This window comes from Gemmatimonadota bacterium (genome assembly GCA_016712265.1).
Classification (GTDB): Bacteria; Gemmatimonadota; Gemmatimonadetes; order Gemmatimonadales; family Gemmatimonadaceae; genus RBC101.
The window spans coordinates 345300-363000 of sequence record JADJRJ010000031.1 but is presented as its reverse complement, the minus strand read 5'-3'; the positions used below and the strand labels follow the sequence as shown (position 1 = coordinate 363000).

The following is a 17701-nucleotide window of genomic DNA, read 5'->3' as shown; positions in this document are numbered from 1 at the left end:
CCAACGCGCGCTCTATTAACAGTCGCTGGTCGCCACCCACTCACCACCATGGACGTCCGCCAGACCCTCCAGGAGTCGCTCGCCGATCGCTACTCGATCGAGCGGGAGATCGGGGTGGGCGGAATGGCCACGGTCTACCTCGCCCGCGACCTCCGCCACGACCGACAGGTCGCCCTCAAGGTCCTCAAGCCCGAACTCGGGGCCGTCCTCGGGGTCGAACGATTCCTGGCCGAGATCCGGGTCACGGCCAACCTGCAACACCCGCACCTCCTGCCCCTGTTCGACTCAGGTGAGGCCCAGGGGCTCCTCTTCTATGTGATGCCGTTCGTCGCCGGCGAATCCCTGCGGCAGCGGCTCGAGCGTGACCAACAACTGTCGATCGCCGAGTCGGTGCGCATCGCCAGCGCCGTCGCCAGCGCCCTCGACTACGCCCACCGCCACCAGGTGGTGCACCGGGACCTGAAGCCCGAGAACATCCTGATGCAGGACGGCGAGCCTTTGGTGAGCGACTTCGGCATCGCCCTCGCCGTTTCCAACGCCGGCGGGGCGCGGATCACGCAGACCGGGTTGTCGTTAGGCACGCCGGCGTACATGTCCCCCGAGCAGGCGAGTGGGGACCGGGTCGTGGACGCGCGCAGCGACGTCTACTCGCTCGCGGCCGTGTTGTACGAGATGCTCATCGGCGAGCCCCCGCACACCGGGGCGAATGTGCAGCAGGTGATCTCGCGCGTCCTCACGGAGCGCCCCCGTAGCCTCACCGAGCAGCGGCACACCATTCCGCCCTGGCTCGAGGATACCGTGCTTCGCGCCCTGGCCAAGCTCCCTGCCGACCGGTACCCGACGGCGCGAGCCCTCGGTGACGCGCTCAAGGCAGGTGAAGCCCACCCGGTCACCACATCGGGACCGCGAGCCGTCGCCCCTCGCACCACCCGTGTGTCGTGGCTGGGTTGGGGCGTGGCCGGCATCGCGAGCCTCGCGGCCGCGTGGCTCGCCCTCAAGCCTCCCCCAACGCCCGAGCTCCCGCCCCTCGTCCGTTTCTCCGTCGCCCCACCAAACGGGCTGCGCTCCGACTTCGTCGAGCTGGCTCTGTCGGCCGATGGACGACGCATGCTGATCGGCGAAGGCTCCACCGGCTCACGGCGCGTCTGGCTCCGCCGCCTGGGTGACGACGACATGGCCGAAGTCCCCGGCCTGAGCACGGCCCAGTCGCTCTTTCTCTCACCCGATGGGAGCAGTATCGGTTTTGTCTCGGAGGGGCGCATCCGGACCATGCCGAGCGGCGGTGGCACAGTCGCCACCATCGGCGAGGCCGACATGCGCCCGATGTCCGACGCCCCCAGTTGGGGGAGCCGCGGGTTGGTGGCCTACGCCGGCCCGCGCGACGCGGGACTCTGGGCGATCTCCCTTGCCGGCGGCGCGCCCCAACGTCTGACCTCGCCGGACTCGGGGTCCCACGACACCGCCGTCTCGTTCCTCCCCGACGGCGAGCACTTCCTGTTCGAGCGTCGCCGTGGACCCCAGGGGACACCTGCCACCCTCATGATCGGCCGGGTGGGCGCTCGCGAGCGACCCCTGGGCGACCTGAAGGGAAGCACGCCGCAGTTTGTTAGCGGATACCTGTTCTTCGGCTCCGAGGACGGCACCGTCCACGCGGTCACCCTGAATGCCGACTGGCAGCCGGAGGGTACCCCGCTCGCCGTGGTCACGATGACGACGGCGACCCGCGGCCCGCGGCGCCAGGCATTCGCCGCGTCGCACTCCGGGGTCTTCGCCTTCCTCGAGGCGGCACCACGCGCCTCGGATATCGTCGTCGTGGACCGCGCCGGAACCGCCCGCGCGGTCACCGGGGCACTTCGCGACTATGGGACCCCGGTTGCCTCACCAGTCAACGGCGACATCGCCGCCGAAGTGATCAACGCCGACGGGACCAGCGACATCCAGGTCTTCGGGTTGGCCGGCGGCGCGCGGCGCATCACCCGGAGCGGCCGGAACCAATCCCCGGTCTTCAGCCCAGACGGACGGACGCTCGCCTGGGTCCGCAGTGGTGACGAGGGCGAGAGCCACGTGGTGGCGCAGCGACTCGATCGCCCGGACAGCGCACGCACGGTGTTCAGCGGCCGGGGCATGATCCGCCTGCATGCGTTCACCGCGACCGGCGACTCGCTGCGCGGCGTGATCCTCGCGCCTCGGGCGCGCCCCGACCTGGTGGCCATTGACCTGGCCACGGGCGGCTTGGGGCACTACCACTCCGAGGAAGGCGAACGGTCCGCGAGTGTGTCGCCGAGCGGCGCGCGGGTGGCCTACACGGCGGCAGAAGACGGCGTCACCCAGGTCTTCGTGCGACCGTCGATGACCGCGGGGCCGGTGGTCCGGATCTCCGAGCACGGGGGCGAGCAGCCACACTGGGGACCGCCGGGCAACACCTTGTTCTATCGCGATTCGACGCATCTCGTCGAGACGGTGCTGGCGCCAGGGGCCGTCCCCACGGTCACTCGGCGCACGTCATTGTTTGCGGACACCTACGACCGCGCCGGGCTCTCCGCCTACGACGCAGCGACCAACGGGAGCTTTGTCTTCCTCCGGACGGGTGCCGAGGCCGCACACATTGACGTTCTGGTCAACGTGGCGGCCCTCGTCCGCTCCCGCGCGACCATCGCCCGCCGCGCGATCACCAGCGACTGACGCGCGACGCGTTCAGCGCTTGACCGGCTCCAGTCGCATGATCGGCGTCGGCTTGCCACTCCGATCTTCGATGGCGAGGTAGACGTAGCCGTCCGGACCCGTCCGCACATCCCGGATGCGTCCTTGCCGGCGAACGATCGTCTCGGCCAACTCCGCCGTTTGCCCGTTCATGGAGAAGCGCCCGAGTTGCTCGCCTGACATCCCGCCGGCCAACAGGTTCCCCTTCCACTCGGGGAACTTGTCGCCAGTGTAGTAGGTCATCCCCGAGACCCCGATGGATGGCACCCAGACGTGGACGGCGTTTTCCATCCCGTCCTTGCGCGTCCCGCCGTGGATCGCTGATCCGGAGCCGTAGTTCACACCGAAACCGATCACCGGCCATCCGTAGTTGGCCCCCTTCTTGATCAGGTTGAGTTCATCGCCGCCCTGGGGGCCGTGCTCGGTGATCCAGACGTCGCCCGTCACCGGGTGGATCACCAGCGCCTGCATGTTCCGGTGCCCGTAGCTCCAGATCTCACCGCGCGCGCCGGCCCGACCTACAAACGGATTGTCGCTCGGCACCCGGCCATCATCATGGAGCCGGATCACCTTGCCGTGGTGGTTCGACAGGTCCTGTGCCGGATGCGCCTCGAGGTTGCCCGACGGCGGCGCCATGCGATCGCCGACCGTGATGAACAGGAACCCCGCGCGATCGAAGGCGAGCCGCGACCCGAAATGTCCGCTTGTACCGCGCGTCTCCGCCACGAAGATGTCGGTGAAGTCGACCAGCTTGTCCCCCTCCAGGCGACCGCGACCAATGGCGGTGGTCGTGAGCGTCCCGGTGTCGGCGAGCGCCTTGGAGTAGCTCAGGTAGACATACCGGTTGGAGGCGAAGGCAGGATGCAGCGCCACTTCCAGCAGGCCGCCCTGCCCACGGGCGGCGACCTTGGGGGTTCCGCTGATCGGCTGCTCAACGAGCTTGCCGCCGCGTACCAGCCGGAGGCGCCCCGGCCGCTCGGTGACCAGCATGTCTCCATTGGGCAGGAACGCCATCGACCAGGGGTTCACGAGGCCGTCGGCGACCGTGGTGAGCCGGTAATCATGGAGGGCGGACTTGAAGACCTGGCCCTGGCCGTGGAGCGCCCCCGGAAGGAGGGCAAGGCCAACGAAGAGTGCACGAGCGAGCATGAATGCTTCCGTCAATGGTGACCGGGGAAACTTGGGGGATCTGTGCCCGCGGCGAAACGGGCGTCTCGGTTCGGATTAGAAGGGGGCCCCACGCCCGCCCTGAGACGAGTCCCAGTATCCCCCAGGATCGGGCGATTGGTCGTTGTGTCTCCCGAACCCGGTGTCCCAGTGCTACCGTCCGGGCCGCAGCTCCACCCCGCCCCGCCTGGATGCCACCTACCGAACCCGCACCCCGCCGTCGCTGGACGCGGACCGCCTTCTACCTCCACCTGTGGCTGGGGGTCGTAGCCACGCTGACGCTCGCATCGATTTCCATCACGGGGGTCCTGCTCAATCACAAGCGCGGCCTGGGCCTCATGCCCGAGGTGGAGCACCAGACGGAGGCCCCGCTGCGGGCCGCCGTCTCGGTCGATTCCCTGGCCCTTTCCGCGCTACACGCCGTACCTGTCGATGCGCGTGGAGGCTGGACCCCGGGAGCTGCCGTCGACCCCGCCGTGATCGACCGAATGGACGTGCGCCCTCGCAATGGATTCGTGAAGGTTCGTTTTCGTGACCGCGACAACACCGAAGCGACCGTCGACCTCGCGACCGGGCGTGTGCTCCACATCGGCGCCCGGAATGATGTCTTCCTCGAGAAGCTGCACTCCGGGGAGATCTTCGGTGACGGCTTCATCCTCCTCTCGGACGCCGGGGCGATTGCCCTGATGGTCACCCTGGTCACGGGCTACTGGCTCTGGCTCGCCCCTCGCCTGATCCGTCATCGCCCAGGGAGAGAGACATGAGCGTCATCCACCAACTGCTGCTCCTCGTTGGTCTGTTCGGCGTTCCCATCGCGCTTCTGGTCGTCGGTCACCGGATCAAGCGCGAATCGCCCGCGCGGCAGCGCGCCTTCTGGGGCGCCGTGTACGGCCACGTCGCCGCGGCCCTCCTCGCCCTCTATGCCAGCCTCAGCCCCCCCACCGGGTGGCTCCCCGCCGACACCGTCAGGGGTGCACTGGGTCTTTGGAGTCTCGTGGTGTTCCCCCTGGCGGGCGCGTTCCTCGGCGCCTTGCGATCCTCACCGGAGTCCTGATCATGTCCTGGCGTACCGTCGTCCTCGGCGCTCTGGCCTGCGCCTCGGTGCTCCCCGCTCAGCCGGCCCGCACACCGCTGCAGGGCGTGATTGGCCAGTGGAGCGTGTTTGACGGCGACCCGGCCGCGATCGTGGTCGACGGGGCACGGTGGAACGGCGCCGTCGATCGCGCGGCGTTGACGGCCGCGGGGAAGGCCCTGTTTGGCGACGCCACTTCCGCCTTTTTGGCGAACACCACCTCACCGACGGCCTTCCCGCTCGCGGTAGATCGTGAGACGCGGAGTTTTGGCGAGGGCACGCTGCGGGTGCAGTTCCGGCTCATCTCCGGCAGCGACGACCGCAGCGGCGGGATCGTCTTCGGCCTCGGTCCAACGGGCGAGTACCGCTACGTCCGCTACAACACCAAGGACGGCAACCTCGCCCTCTGGGCGTTTCGCGACGGGGATCGCGCGGTGCTGGCGAAGGGCACGGGGCTCAAGCAGCTGCCCCTCAACCAATGGCATGAACTGGTGGTGCGCGTGCAGGGGCGCGACGTCCTCGCCTCGGTCACCGGCCACACGGAACTCGACGCCCGCTTCGCGCTCGAGGCACCGGTGCAGGGGCGCGTTGGCCTCTGGGCCAAGCGCGACGTGGTGACGGCGTTCAAGGGATTCACCGTCTCGCCCCAGCGCTAGCGCAGGTTGTGGCGCTGGAGTGTCTGCAGGTCGTCCTCGTCGAGGACCACGAGATAGACGGCGTTCGCTCCAAACCCGACGAGGCGTGCGCGGGCGGGGAGCGAGACCCGTCGGACGAGGCGATCGTTCTCGAACACGTCGTACTGGTGCGGAGCCTCGACCGGCGACGTGCGAAGGACCCATAGGGTTCCATCACTCGCGGTGCGTGCTGCACCATAGAGAAAGGGAGGCAAGAACTCCGGATACGACCAGGTCTCGGTGCTCGGTCCCATCGTGCCCAGCCCGATGCTGGTTTGGCCATCCCGGGTACGGCGCATCACCATGCGCGGGCGATTCACCTCCGTCATGAACGCCGTCTTGTGCTGCTCGGTGACCCGGATCCGCTCATACGCCACCGGAGCCCCCGTCACCCGCCGACCATCCGGATGGATGACATCGACCCGATACGGAGATGGGTGAACGATGTAGACTCTCCCATCGTTCGCGACGGCCCACTGCGCGGCCGTGCGAAACGCCTCCGTCCGGGGCGTGGAGACGACGCCCCCCGACGCCATCACGCGACGACTTGGGTCCGTCTCCAATGGCAGATAGCCGATCGTATCCCGCCTCACGCCCCCCGAGCTCCAGCGCTCAAGCGCCACGCTGTCGGTCACGCTGCGTGTCCCGTCCGCGTTGAATCGAATGGGTTGCGCCTGCGTATACCGGCGCGCGCGATCATCAAAGAAGCGTGCCCCGAGCCGCAAGGCCGCTCCCGCATCGGTCCCCTGCTCGCGCGCGTCGAGCCTGTCCCCCGTGCGACCATCGGGACCAATGATCAACAGCAGTCGCGCGGCGTTGTCCTGCAGCGCGCTCGAATCGCCGGGGAGCGCGTGGAGGTTGGTCGGCCATTGATATTCCCCGGGCCCCGGACCGCGCCGCCCAATGGGCTCCGCGCGGCCGGTCACCATGTCGAGGAGCAGGACGGTCAACTCGCGCTGATCCACCACCAGGAGGCGTCGATCGCGCAGTTCGCGGAGTCCGGTCAGGTCACTGAAACTCTGCGGAAAAGATGCGTTCGCGGGTGGCAGCGCAGTGATCGGCAGCCGCTGGGCCCCAAGCGTAAACGCAGGGAGCAGCAGGGTGACCCAATGAACGGCACGATACGGCATGCGTCCCTCCGTGTCACGATGGTCCAAGGTTCGCCGAGATTGGGGAATGCGCAAGTCCCTCACCTTGCCCCAGCCTGTGACACCATTTCATCGTTCGGAGCAGACCCAGTCCCCCATTTCCGCCTGATCAACGTGTTTTCCTGCGTCGCGCCACCCAGGGCGCTCCTGACCTGTGGCGTGGCATGGGCGATCGGCGCTGGGATCACGCCGGTGGCCGCCCAGCCCGCGGTCGCCGCCGTTGCGTCCGACACGCTCCGCGCCCACAAGCTCCCCAGCGACCGGCCCGCGGCGATGAAGGTCGACGGGCTCCTCACCGAGCCCGAGTGGCAGGCTGCCCCGGTGATCGCGGACTTCAAGCAGCGCGAGCCGCTGGAAGGCGTTCCCGCCACGGAGGCCACCGAGATCCGCATCCTGTACGACGCCAACACCATGTACGTCGGCGTCTTCGCGCGCGATCGTGACCCGGACGCGATCGTCGCCCGGATCCTCGCGCGCGACAAGGTCATGGAGCCCGAGTTCGACGGCAAGCCACGGTTTGGTGGAGACGACGGCATTGCCATCCTCCTCGATCCATTCCATGACCACCGCAACGCCTTCGTCTTCGCCACGAACCCGAATGGCGCCGAATTCGACGCGCTGATCACCGACGAGGGGCGCACGTTCAACGTGGACTGGCGTGGGGTCTGGTACGTGGCGGCCAAGCGGGTGCGCGAGGGATGGTCCGCCGAGTTTGCGATTCCTTTTCGCACGTTGCGGTACCCGGCCAACCCGGCCACCTGGGGGTTCAACGCCTATCGCGTGATTCGCCGCAAGAACGAGGAAGTGCTCTGGACGAGCTGGTCACGCAACAATGAAGGGTTCGCCCGGGTGAGCCGTGCCGGGCACCTCGAGGGGCTGGAGGGATTGCGCGAGCCCGGGCGTAACGCCGACATCCGGCCTTACGTCCTCGCCGGCCACGATCGCACGCGACCAGATGGGGTCCTCACCAACAAGGGACTCGGCGACGTGGGTGTGGAACTCAAGAGCGAGGTGCGCCCCGGACTCGTCCTCGACCTGACGTACAACACCGACTTTGCGCAGGTCGAGGTGGACGACCAGCAGGTGAACCTCACGCGGTTCAACCTGTTCTTTCCCGAGAAGCGCGACTTCTTCCTCGAGAACTCGGGCATTTTCGACTTTGGGGCGCGTGGCACCTTTGAGCCACCGCCCTTCCAGCTCTTCTTCTCACGCAACATCGGGATCAACCCGAGTTTTGGCGAAGTCCCCATGATCGGTGGGGGCCGACTCAGCGGTCGCGTCGGCAACCAGACCATCGGCCTCCTCACGGCGGTGAACGGCGCGAAGTACGGCGAACCCGCGACCCTGTTCAATGTCGGGCGGGTCAAGCGCGACTTCGGCAGTGCGAATTACATCGGCGCGATGGTGGTTGACCGTCGGAGTGATTCAACGTGGAACACGGCGAGCGGCGCCGACTTCTCGTGGTGGCCAAAGGGTGCGCTCAACCTTCAGGGCTTTGTGGCATCCACCGCCACGCAGGGCGCAGGTGGCGACGACATCGCCTGGAGACTTGGCACCGACTACCAGACCAACCTTTTCGGGTTTTCCGCCTCCCATCTCGTCGTTGGCGACGAGGCAAATCCCGCGGCGGGGTTCGTGACGCGCACCAACATTCGTCGGAGCCAGAGCAATTCGCGCGCGACGTGGCGCCCGTCATCGTTCATGAACCTGCGTCGGGTGAATACGCTGTTGTGGACCGATCACGTGGCCGACATGGACTGGCAGCGGCTGGACTACTCGGTCACGGTCGGCGTGCGCCCGATCTGGAACACCGAGGACGGGATCGGGCTGTTCTATACGAGGGGCCGCAACCGCATCGTCACCCCGTTCACGCTCACGGATCGGGTGGACGTTCCGGCAGGCGATTACCTCTATGAATCGCGCTCAATCTTCCTGAGCAGCGGCCGGGCGCGCCCGGTCATCGGCGACGTCAACATCGACCTGCAGAACACCTTTGGCGGGACGATCCACAACGTGCGCGGGGGGATCACCGCGACGCCGGGCAAACACCTGTCCCTGCGGACCGGGTACACCTACAGTCAGGCGGAACTGCCCAACGGCGGCTTCGACGTCCACCTCGTCTCGCTGCGCGCCGCGTACACCTTCACCACCCGCATCGCCCTGAATTCGCTGGTGCAGTACAACTCGCTCGCGAAGAACGTGTCGGCCAACCTGCGGCTCAACATCATCCACCGCCCGGGAAGCGACATCTTCATCGTGCTCAACGAAGAGCGCGGATCCGAGACCTCCACATGGGATCCGCGCAACCGGGCGATGCGCCTGAAGGTGACCTACCTCGCGCGCCTCTGACGCCGGTCAGGGCTTCTTCGCTCCCGGCGCCGCGCGACTCCCCGTCCAGAAGGCGATCACCCCGCACGAGTTCATCGCCATCGGCAGCTCAACGGGAATCATCGCGTTCCGCGAGTACACCTCGACGCCGACCAGACGGTTGATCGGGTGCGAGCGCCAACAGGTCCATGGCGTCCCCCACGTGGCGCACCCCATCGACCGAGATCGTCGGGATGCACAGGTCGCCCCCGTTGCCGCGCATCAGAATCAATGCGTCCGGTCCCACCCCGCGCACAAAGACGCCGGGGGCCATCGTCACCAGGTCGGTGGGGTAGGTGTAGGCATGTTTCTCGAGCTCTTCGACGCCCATGAACCAGCCGGTCCCCATCCGCTGACGCCGCTCGAATCCCGCGAACTGTGCCCCGGAGTAGACGCGAACGGCGGTCACCTTCACCGTGTCCATGATCGTCGTGATTCGCGTGAGCCCGAAGGTCTCACGGACGGGAGCATCTGCCGCGAGGTTCACCGGAACGCGAATCGGCGCATACCCGATGGCGCGCAGGTCCAGCACATGGGTGCCCTCAGGCAGGGAATCCAGCGCAAACGCGCCGCTCGACCCGGTCCGCGCCGCGCGCCCGGCAATCGAGAGGTTGACCTGGGCACCGTCCAACGGCTGCCCCCGATCGTTGACCACCCGCCCTTCCACGCGCGCGCTCCCGCCCAGCGCCGCCACGTTCGCCGCGTCACCCACGGAGTCACGGAGGGTGATCGTCCGCCAGTTGCGTGGTGCCAGGTAAAGATCACGGACGACCACGCGGTCGCCGGGCATCGTGATATCGAGGGTGCCGCTCGAATCGGCCCCCTGCACGCCAGTGATCGCGATCCCGGCCCCGGCCGGGACGCCACAAAACACATACTGCCCCAGCGATCCCGTCAGCACCTCGGCGCGGCCGCTATCCCGCTGCAGCTTGCCACCTTCCACCAGGAAAGTCTTCCACCTGGCAAGCACGCTCGCCTCCGCCAGCGGGCTGCCGTCGCGAGCGCTCCGGACCGTCCCGGTGATGAGTCCACCGCCGATGGCCTCGACATCGAGGCCACAACGGGTGGTGACCAGCTGCTTCACGCTGGGCAGCCCGAGGTCCGCCTTGACCTCGCCGGGCTCACGTAGCTCGACCGCAACGAGCGGGACCTCGACCCCCAGGGAGTCCCGACGCTCATGGCGCACGTCGAGGACCCAGGTGCCGAGCGCGAGGTTGTCGAAGCGGTACCGGCCCGCACTGTCAGTGACTGCCTGCAGCCGGCCACCCGTCGCCGCGGGGATCGCGTAGACCCGGGCGCCAGCCAACGGCCGCATGCGGGTGGAGTCGGTGACCGTACCGGCGACCCGCCCCTGGGCGGCGGATGACACTGCGCCGAGCAGGAGGGTTGCGAGGATCGGGAGAAGTCGGCGCACGGTGTCGGTTGGTGAGGGGGAACGATACACCGCGCGGCTGTTACCCCACCACCGCGGCAGGGTTTCCCATCCACCCCGACCCCTGCCCTCCCCCGTGCACCCCCGGCAGCCGCGGCGAACGCTCAATCGATGGCCGGGATGCCACGCCCGGACCACAAATTGGACATCAGGTCCCACGGCCCTTGCGTTTGGCGTCGGTCGAGGCGCTACTTGGCGCGTCCCTTCTCCCAACCCCCGATGCGAATGCTCGTCCGCCCGCTCACCCTTCTCTTCGTCCTGATCGCCTCCGTCCTGCCTGCCCAGGCACCGCAACGGGCAGTGCTGGTGACCGGTGCCAGCTCCGGCATCGGCCGCAAGATCGCCGAGCTGCTGGCGAGCGAGGGGTTCTATGTGTACGCGGGGGCGAGGAAGGCGGAGGACATCGCCGAACTCTCGAAGATCGCGAACATGAAGGGGATCCGGCTCGACGTGACGTCGCCTGCAGAGGTCGCGGCCGCGGTCGCTTCTATTGAACGCGACGGCCGCGGGCTCTACGGCGTGGTGAACAACGCCGGCATCGCCACCGGCGGCGCGCTGATCCTGACCGAGGAAAAGGAGCTCCAGTCGGTCATGGACGTGAACGTCATGGGGCCCTGGCGGGTGACGAAGGCGTTCGGCCCGATGCTGGTCGCGTCGAAGGGGCGCGTCGTGACGGTGTCGTCGATCTCCGGGATCCTGTCCGGTCCGTTGTTCGGCGTGTACTCGATGAGCAAGCACGCGATCGAGGCGTTCAGCGACGCGTTAGGCGCGGAGATGGCGCCGCTCGGCGTGACCTCCAGCCTCATCGAACCCGGCAACTACAAGTCGGACATCGGTCTGAACACGATGGCGACGATCCAGGCGGCCGCCGACCGGGCGAAGGGGACCCCCTTTGAGCAGCCGAGCCTAAACTTGGTGCGCGCTATGGGGAACTACCACAACTACCCCGAGCCCGACGCCGTCGCGCGCGCGGCGTTGCATGCGTTCACGAGCCCGAAGCCGCAGGGGCGTTATATGGTGGTCCCGGCAGCGAACCAGGCGTTAGTGACGGTGCGCAAGGCGATGGAGGAGACGGTACAGCTCAACCATGGCCACCAGTTCAGCATCCCGCGCGATTCTCTCGTGAAGATGCTGGATGAGATGATGGCGCGGATCAAACAGCCGTAACGCGCGAGGCGGCCCCTCAGCGGCGCATGATCCGCTCGATCTCCGCGGCCCGCTTCGGCACCGACGCCGACAGGTTCTCGTGGCCCGTGGGGGTCACGAGAATCATGTCCTCGATCATGATCGCGATATTGCGATCGGGGATGTAGATCTTCGGCTCGATCGTGAAGACCATCCCGGGTTCGAGGGGCATCGAATAGTCTCGCGAATCCTGCACCTCCAGGCCGATATGGTGCCCGAGGTCGCGCACCCCGCGCCCAAACGAGTTGTAGCGTACGATCCCGGCATCGCGCGTCAGGTAGTGCGTCGGCGACGGCATGATCCCCCACACCTTGTCGACTCCCATCCGCGCGATGTCCTCGTTCGCCTCCAGGCCGTGCCGCTGGAACACCCGCGCCGCCGCCTTGATGACGTCGATCATCATCACCCCGGGACGCACCGCGGCAATCGCCGCCTCCTGGGCCTCGAGCACGATGTCATAGTACTTCCGCTGCTCTGCCGTGAACCGCCCACTCACCGGCCACGTCCGGCAGATGTCGGTCGCATACGTCATCCACTCGGCGGCCCCGTAGTCCACAAAGACCATGTCCCCGCGTTTCATCACGCGATCGACGGCGTTGTAGTTCTCGCGGAGCAACGAGAAGAAGGTGAGCGAGTTTTCGCCGGACGACACAATGGGCGGAAATGCCGCGCGGGGTGACCCTTCCTTCTTCCAGTGATACTCCATCACGCCAGCCAGTTCGCGATCGTTCATCCCCGGCCGGAGGGCACGCAGCCCGGCCAACATCCCCTTGCCGCTGATCAGCGCCGCCTGACGCAGGGCATCGATCTCGTACCGGTCCTTCACGAGGCGCAGCCGCTCGACATGGGGCCGCAGGTCACTGAACGTCGCGCCCGCGCCGAGCACGCGCAGGGACTGTGCGAACTGCCCGTCGAAGCTTAACGCCGGCGCGACCCCTGGTGGCGCGTACAGCGTGTCACCAACGGGAACGGCAACACGCCCGGCCGTGCGCGTCGCCTGACGGAAGTCATCGGCGAACTCCGCGAGGGACTTCACCGCATCCATGCCGGTGGCCTGTACGGCACGGGCACCGGGAGCCAGCCGACGTCGAGGGCGATTCCAGACCGCACTCCGAAATCGGGGTTCGTCCATGGGAAACTGGCCGCCGGCAAACTGGAGCGAATCGGGGAGGTACAACTGGGCCTGGTGCCCTCCGTTCGGACGCGGCACCATCAGCAGGATCGCGTACGGTGACTCCACGCCGGTGAGGTACCAGAAGTCCGGCTCCTGACGAGGCAGGTGATCGCCGAGGTTGATGAGGTACGCGCCCGACAGGGCGATGACGGTCCCGGGGAGTCGCTGCGACAGTGTTGTCCGTCGCGCGGCGTACGCTGCCGGGGGGAAAGCGACGTCGCTCTGGGCGGGCGCGGAGGCGGGCCACAGGTGGGCACCGAGCAGACACGCGACGAACGGAATCGAGGTGAGCACGCGGTGCACGGGACACTCCTTGGGGACCAGTCCCCAAGATCACTCCCCGCGGTCCAGCTCGTCCACCCGTTGCTGCGCCTCGCGCCAATCCACCACGGGCGCGACCTCCTCATCCGTCATCGCCAGCGACGCCAGGGCCCGCTCCACCACCGGCGTCCCCAGGTCGGGGCCCAACGCCATCCCGAAGTCCAGCTCGGCACGACGGCACAAACGTTCCTCACGCGCGCGGTCGCGTCCCTCGCGGCGGACCCCCATCACGTCGACGCGCGCGTGGATCCCCTCATGCACAATGGACGACGCCACCGGGGCCGCCGTGATGTCGCGCCGGTTGAGGAAGGTCAACTCGGTCATGCAGATGCGCTGGTCCGGGAAGTACGCCCCGCGGCAGGCGTAGCGCGTGACGAGGAAGCCACGCAGGTCCCGCTGCAGGTGTCGAAACCGCCACGGTTGCGTCTGTTCAATGAGCGACAACGCGTCGTCGAGCCGCTCCAGGACGTCGTGCGTCTGGATATCGGCGCGGCTGTTTTCCACGCAGACGGTGAAGCCTCGGACGTCGAACCACTCTTGTCCTGCACTCATTCAAGGACCCCGTGTGTGTCGCGTGGACCAATACCCCGGCGACGCGCCGTGGTGCCCCACGCCCTACTTCAGCCGATCCAGCATGAACTCCAGCGTCTTCGGCTGGGCAAAGTAGTTGGTGTGATGCACCTCGTCGTTCGTCCCATAGTCCAACACGTCCGCCTTCGGTAACACCCGCCCCGCCAGGTCCGACATCGACGCCGTGTCCACCACGAGGTCGTTCGGCCCATCGAAGATCAGGTCCGCGCCGGTATCAGCGAGTTTGTCCTTCCGGAAGTACTTCCAGAACTTCCACCCGGGACTCTCGGTCTCGAAGTTGGACTGCACCACAAAGTACTGCGGCGGCTTCGCCAGCTTGACCGCGCGCAGCCGCATCAGCTCCGGATGGTTGGCCACGCGACTCTGCCCATGCAACCCGGGGATCATCGACACCGCCGCGTCCACCAGCGGGGTCTTGGACGCCACACTGACCACCGACGACGCAATGCGCACCAGCGCCAGCGGGACGATCAGGAACGGCGCGAACATCACCGACAACCCACCGGCCAACTTGAGCGCGGTCCCGATGTTCGAGAACACGTCCAGCGCTCCCTTAAGCCGCGGCGGCGACGCCAATGACGTGCCCGCCAGTGGCGACCCCACGACCATCGCCCGGTACGGCCCCGTCCCGTTCAACCCGTATCCCTCCAGCAGCCAACGCGTCACCACCCCGCCGCGACTATGCGTGATGATGTCCAGGGGACCATCCGCCTTCGCCAGCAACCGCGCGAGGTCAAACGCATTCATCACGGGGCTTGCCGACAAGGTGGGGTGATCGAACGCGAGCACCTCGTCATACCGGTCAAACAACTTCTTGATCGCTTTCGGCCCCTCGGCCGCCTGCTCCATCCCGGCGAAGAACGCTTCACTCTTGCTGAACGTCCCGTGGATGAACAGAAGGCGCTTCTTCTTCCCCTTCACCTCCTGCACGGCCGCGTCGCGCACCACCTGCTGTGACGCCCCCGCGCCGTGCAACCCCAGTCGCCAGAGTCCCTGTTGCGGCGTCAACTCCTGGTCCTTGCGGATCAGCAGGTCATTGACCTCGTTCGGGTCCAGCTTGTCGTAGTGGTACAGCTCCAGCACCTCACCGTCCTGTCCCTCGGGCACACCGCGGCGCATACGACGCCGCCCGCCAGGCGGCCGCGAGGCACCATCGAGGGTCCAGAACAGCACGCCCTCGTCGTCCACCATCAACGACGCCACCCCCACCGGATCGGCCCCCATCGACCGCCGCGCCCGCCGCCGCTGGGCAATCATGGGCGCTGGGTCGTCGTTCCCCTCATAACTCGACGCATACACCCCCGACACCCGCGCGGCTTCCTGCACCACGGGATCGCGCAACATGGCGCGCAGCGCCTCCACCTCCGGCCTCGAGCTCATCGTCCGTCCTCCCGTGTCCCGCGGAGCACCGGCAACGGCGTCACGCGGTTCTTCTCGTCCCATCGGGCACTAATCACATCCAACATCGCCTGAAACCGCCGGCGTGACGTGAGGTTCCCCGTACCCCCCGCGACCGCCGCTTCGTAGCCGATGCGCTCGGTCAGCCCCACGGTCTCCAGCGGCACGAGCCGGCCGGCATGCACCTCCGCGAGCAGCTCACTGAAGTGCGCGCGCTCCAGGTACCAGCTGTGCCGCTGTCCGGCGCGCTGCGTAGCGGCATTCCCGTCGGCCACCCCGGCCGAGACAAACGCGTCGACAAAGTCCTGATAGTATCCCTCGTCCCGCCAATACCCGGGGAACGCATGGTCCTGCAGCAGGAACACCACCGGGTAGATCTCGACGTACTCCAGGCAACTGGCCAACAGCAGTGCCAGGTCGATGCACGTGCCACGTCCCCCATCCACGACATCGCTTGGCAGACGCAGCCGCTGCGAGTAATCACTGAAGACGGGGGGCGGATTGATGTACGCCAGCGGCAATTCGTAGAGCAGCGCCGACCAAATGGCCCGCACCTGGGCGTCTACGTACCGGCACCGCTGCGCCGGCGTCGCGTCCGCCGGCAGGTCGGTGTCGATGGCCTGGTACCCGCTGAACCCCATCGTGGGGTCGTCGCTGATCGCCATCAGGTACCGCTGCGCGCGATCGATCACCCGCAGCACGGCCGGATCACGTGGTTGCACAAACGACGGCAGCCAGATGCGATTGGCATCGGTGTCCACCCACTCGTCAATCGGGAGCAACGTGATGGGGTAGGTCTCCCGCTTGAGGGCATGATCCCCCCAGGAGACATCGACATACAGGGTCGTGCGCACACTCTCGCGCAAGGCGCGGGTGAGCGCCGTGGCCAACGAGACCCGGATCCGATCGTGCAAGTCGACCTGCGGCTCGCGCTCGCCCAGTTCGAGCGACAGTCGGAACGGGTAGGCGTCCGTGCCCACATGCAGCTGGACATTCACGTGGAGGTTGGTCACGCGCCCCACATCATGCCCGATCTTGCGAATCGTGAACTTCTCGAAAAGCGATCCGTCGTTATGCAGGATCGAGTAATTCAACTCCTTCAGGGGCATCACGTCCACGGCCACATGGGCCCCGATCGTCTCGGGCGTCAGCTTCGCCTTCGCCTGTGCCAGCTGCGCGCTCCATTGGGTATCGATCCGCTCGGCGTCCCAGGTCTCCCCCGCAGTCCAATAGCCCGGCAACGTCTCGCGGATCGATCGGGCGCTCCACAACACCACGCCGCTTCCGTGCAGGGACCGCTGCTGCCCCTTCACGAATTGCCAGGCGTGGCGAAAGGCGGCGACCGTGTTGTAGTCCGAGAGCTGCCAGGCCCGATAGAACGTCGCGTAGAACAGTTCCGCGAGCGCGTCGTCAAAGGAATCCTGGAACCCAATCGCGGCCTCGGCCCCCAGCGCGACACACGCCGCCGCCGTTCGCGCGGCCGAGTAGTAGATGTTGAGCCCTACCAGGCGCGGACGGCGCTTGCCGCGCGTCAACGCCTGGGCGGCCTCCCAGGAGGGGACCACCGCCTTGCCGTCGCGCACGAGCAGCCCGTCGGACACACGCTCCGCATCGGGTGAATCGAGGAGCTGCAATCCCTGGTGGGAATCAAAACCGGTGACATGCAGCACATCGTTGGTTTGGATATCGCCGAGGAATCGGAGCAGCGTCTCGCGCGACGGATCGCGCAATCGCGGGGCCAATTCCGCGCCTGCCACCTTGGCCGCCTGACGCACCAGCTCCCGCTCGGCCGTGAAGTCGTATTCGTCACGCAACCCATTGGTCACGCTCTCGATCTGCCACCAGCCACGCGGCGGTGACAGCTTGCCCAGGGCGCGGTCGGTCCGCAGGTGCCTGACGACCGTGAGGCTGCCGCGCCGCAAGTCACGCGTGGCCGTGGCGATGAGGTATTCCCACGGCATGATCCGCAGCGCCCAGTCTTGCTCTTCGCTGCGGTAAGGAATCGACACCTCGATGAGGTCCGCGCTGGCGACCGCGGTGAGGACGTCGCCCACCAACCCGACGAAGCGTGCGACGTCCTTGATCTCCCGCCGGTGACTCTCCAGGAGATCCGAGCGCGAGACCCACCGTTCGCGGTTGCGCAGGCTGTACGACCAGCGCATCGCCAACTCCTCGATGGCCGAGGGCGTATCGGGCAGCGTGAGCGGAATCGGCTGTGGGCGTCCCGGGACCACCAGGAACACGCCATCCGGGTCGCGAGGGGGTGCCTTGGGGCGTGCCACGCGAGCTTTCGGCTGCGCTGCGCGACGGCGCTTCGGTGCAGTGCGTGCCATCCCGTCCTCCTCCCTGAGGTTCTCCTCAATGCTCCCACCCGATGCGCGTTGGTGCAAGGTTCGCTCCACGATAGCTCCGGCCGGACGGATGCGGCCAACGGCCCCGTCTTTGCAAATGCGATTGCCCTTGCAGAGTCTG

The 17701-nt window shown here is 67.3% G+C and carries 13 protein-coding genes; 6 read left to right on the top strand and 7 right to left on the bottom strand.

The window, feature by feature from the left end; all coding sequences use genetic code 11:
• Positions 1-48 precede the first annotated feature (48 nt).
• The gene (locus IPK85_22585) at positions 49-2682 is read left to right on the top strand and encodes a serine/threonine-protein kinase (GenBank protein ID MBK8250151.1); all 2634 of its coding nucleotides are present in this window, start codon (positions 49-51) and stop codon (positions 2680-2682) included.
• Between the two features lie 12 nt (positions 2683-2694).
• Here IPK85_22585 and IPK85_22580 read toward each other — a convergent pair whose 3' ends face one another.
• A complete protein-coding gene (locus IPK85_22580) occupies positions 2695-3849 on the bottom strand; it encodes a PQQ-dependent sugar dehydrogenase (protein ID MBK8250150.1) in 1155 nt (384 codons plus the stop codon).
• Positions 3850-4058: 209 nt separating this feature from the next.
• Here IPK85_22580 and IPK85_22575 point away from each other — a divergent pair, with 209 nt between their 5' ends.
• The 3 genes from IPK85_22575 to IPK85_22565 are packed head-to-tail and all read left to right on the top strand — an operon-like array spanning position 4059 to position 5595.
• Positions 4059-4631 (top strand): PepSY domain-containing protein, encoded by a 573-nt coding sequence (locus IPK85_22575; protein MBK8250149.1) that lies wholly within the window; start codon positions 4059-4061, stop codon positions 4629-4631.
• On the top strand, positions 4628-4921 hold the full coding sequence (locus IPK85_22570; GenBank protein ID MBK8250148.1) for a hypothetical protein: 294 nt from the start codon (positions 4628-4630) through the stop codon (positions 4919-4921). The genes IPK85_22575 and IPK85_22570 overlap by 4 nt, the downstream gene beginning before the upstream one ends.
• Before the next feature lie 2 nt (positions 4922-4923).
• Complete coding sequence (locus IPK85_22565; GenBank protein MBK8250147.1) at positions 4924-5595, top strand: hypothetical protein; 672 nt, start codon at positions 4924-4926, stop codon at positions 5593-5595.
• Here IPK85_22565 and IPK85_22560 read toward each other — a convergent pair.
• Positions 5592-6743 (bottom strand): hypothetical protein, encoded by a 1152-nt coding sequence (locus tag IPK85_22560; protein MBK8250146.1) that lies wholly within the window; start codon positions 6741-6743, stop codon positions 5592-5594. The two genes, IPK85_22565 and IPK85_22560, sit on opposite strands and share 4 nt — an antisense overlap.
• A gap of 132 nt (positions 6744-6875) precedes the next feature.
• On the opposite strand from IPK85_22560, the gene IPK85_22555 reads away from it, so the two are divergent.
• Positions 6876-9110 carry a carbohydrate binding family 9 domain-containing protein gene (locus IPK85_22555; protein ID MBK8250145.1) on the top strand — a complete coding sequence of 745 codons (2235 nt, stop codon included), beginning with the start codon at positions 6876-6878 and terminating at the stop codon, positions 9108-9110.
• An 88-nt stretch (positions 9111-9198) separates the two neighbouring features.
• Here the strand turns inward: IPK85_22555 and IPK85_22550 are convergent, their stop codons facing one another.
• Positions 9199-10542, bottom strand: a complete 1344-nt coding sequence (locus IPK85_22550) for a carboxypeptidase regulatory-like domain-containing protein (protein ID MBK8250144.1) — start codon at positions 10540-10542, stop codon at positions 9199-9201.
• A gap of 237 nt (positions 10543-10779) precedes the next feature.
• Here IPK85_22550 and IPK85_22545 point away from each other — a divergent pair, with 237 nt between their 5' ends.
• Positions 10780-11727, top strand: coding sequence for an SDR family oxidoreductase (locus IPK85_22545; protein ID MBK8250143.1), 948 nt, complete (start codon positions 10780-10782; stop codon positions 11725-11727).
• Between the two features lie 16 nt (positions 11728-11743).
• On the opposite strand, the gene IPK85_22540 is transcribed toward IPK85_22545, so the two are convergent.
• The 4 genes from IPK85_22540 to IPK85_22525 all read right to left on the bottom strand — a co-directional run bounded on the left by IPK85_22540 (position 11744) and on the right by IPK85_22525 (position 17562).
• Entirely contained in the window at positions 11744-13222 is a 1479-nt protein-coding gene (locus tag IPK85_22540; GenBank protein ID MBK8250142.1) for an aminopeptidase P family protein, read from the bottom strand.
• Positions 13223-13252: 30 nt separating this feature from the next.
• On the bottom strand, positions 13253-13792 hold the full coding sequence (locus IPK85_22535; GenBank protein ID MBK8250141.1) for a hypothetical protein: 540 nt from the start codon (positions 13790-13792) through the stop codon (positions 13253-13255).
• A gap of 63 nt (positions 13793-13855) precedes the next feature.
• Positions 13856-15211: a hypothetical protein gene (locus IPK85_22530; GenBank protein ID MBK8250140.1), complete on the bottom strand. Its 1356-nt coding sequence runs from the start codon at positions 15209-15211 to the stop codon at positions 13856-13858.
• Positions 15208-17562 carry a hypothetical protein gene (locus IPK85_22525; GenBank protein ID MBK8250139.1) on the bottom strand — a complete coding sequence of 785 codons (2355 nt, stop codon included), beginning with the start codon at positions 17560-17562 and terminating at the stop codon, positions 15208-15210. Before IPK85_22525 ends, IPK85_22530 begins: the two co-directional genes overlap by 4 nt.
• Between the last annotated feature and the right edge of the window lie 139 nt (positions 17563-17701).

Coding starts and splice junctions, on each gene's coding strand:
- IPK85_22585 (MBK8250151.1), top strand. CDS start 49: ATGGACGTCCGCCAGACCCTCCAGGAGTCGCTCGCCGATCGCTACTCG.
- IPK85_22580 (MBK8250150.1), bottom strand. CDS start 3,849: ATGCTCGCTCGTGCACTCTTCGTTGGCCTTGCCCTCCTTCCGGGGGCG.
- IPK85_22575 (MBK8250149.1), top strand. CDS start 4,059: ATGCCACCTACCGAACCCGCACCCCGCCGTCGCTGGACGCGGACCGCC.
- IPK85_22570 (MBK8250148.1), top strand. CDS start 4,628: ATGAGCGTCATCCACCAACTGCTGCTCCTCGTTGGTCTGTTCGGCGTT.
- IPK85_22565 (MBK8250147.1), top strand. CDS start 4,924: ATGTCCTGGCGTACCGTCGTCCTCGGCGCTCTGGCCTGCGCCTCGGTG.
- IPK85_22560 (MBK8250146.1), bottom strand. CDS start 6,743: ATGCCGTATCGTGCCGTTCATTGGGTCACCCTGCTGCTCCCTGCGTTT.
- IPK85_22545 (MBK8250143.1), top strand. CDS start 10,780: ATGCGAATGCTCGTCCGCCCGCTCACCCTTCTCTTCGTCCTGATCGCC.
- IPK85_22535 (MBK8250141.1), bottom strand. CDS start 13,792: ATGAGTGCAGGACAAGAGTGGTTCGACGTCCGAGGCTTCACCGTCTGC.
- IPK85_22530 (MBK8250140.1), bottom strand. CDS start 15,211: ATGAGCTCGAGGCCGGAGGTGGAGGCGCTGCGCGCCATGTTGCGCGAT.
- IPK85_22525 (MBK8250139.1), bottom strand. CDS start 17,562: ATGGCACGCACTGCACCGAAGCGCCGTCGCGCAGCGCAGCCGAAAGCT.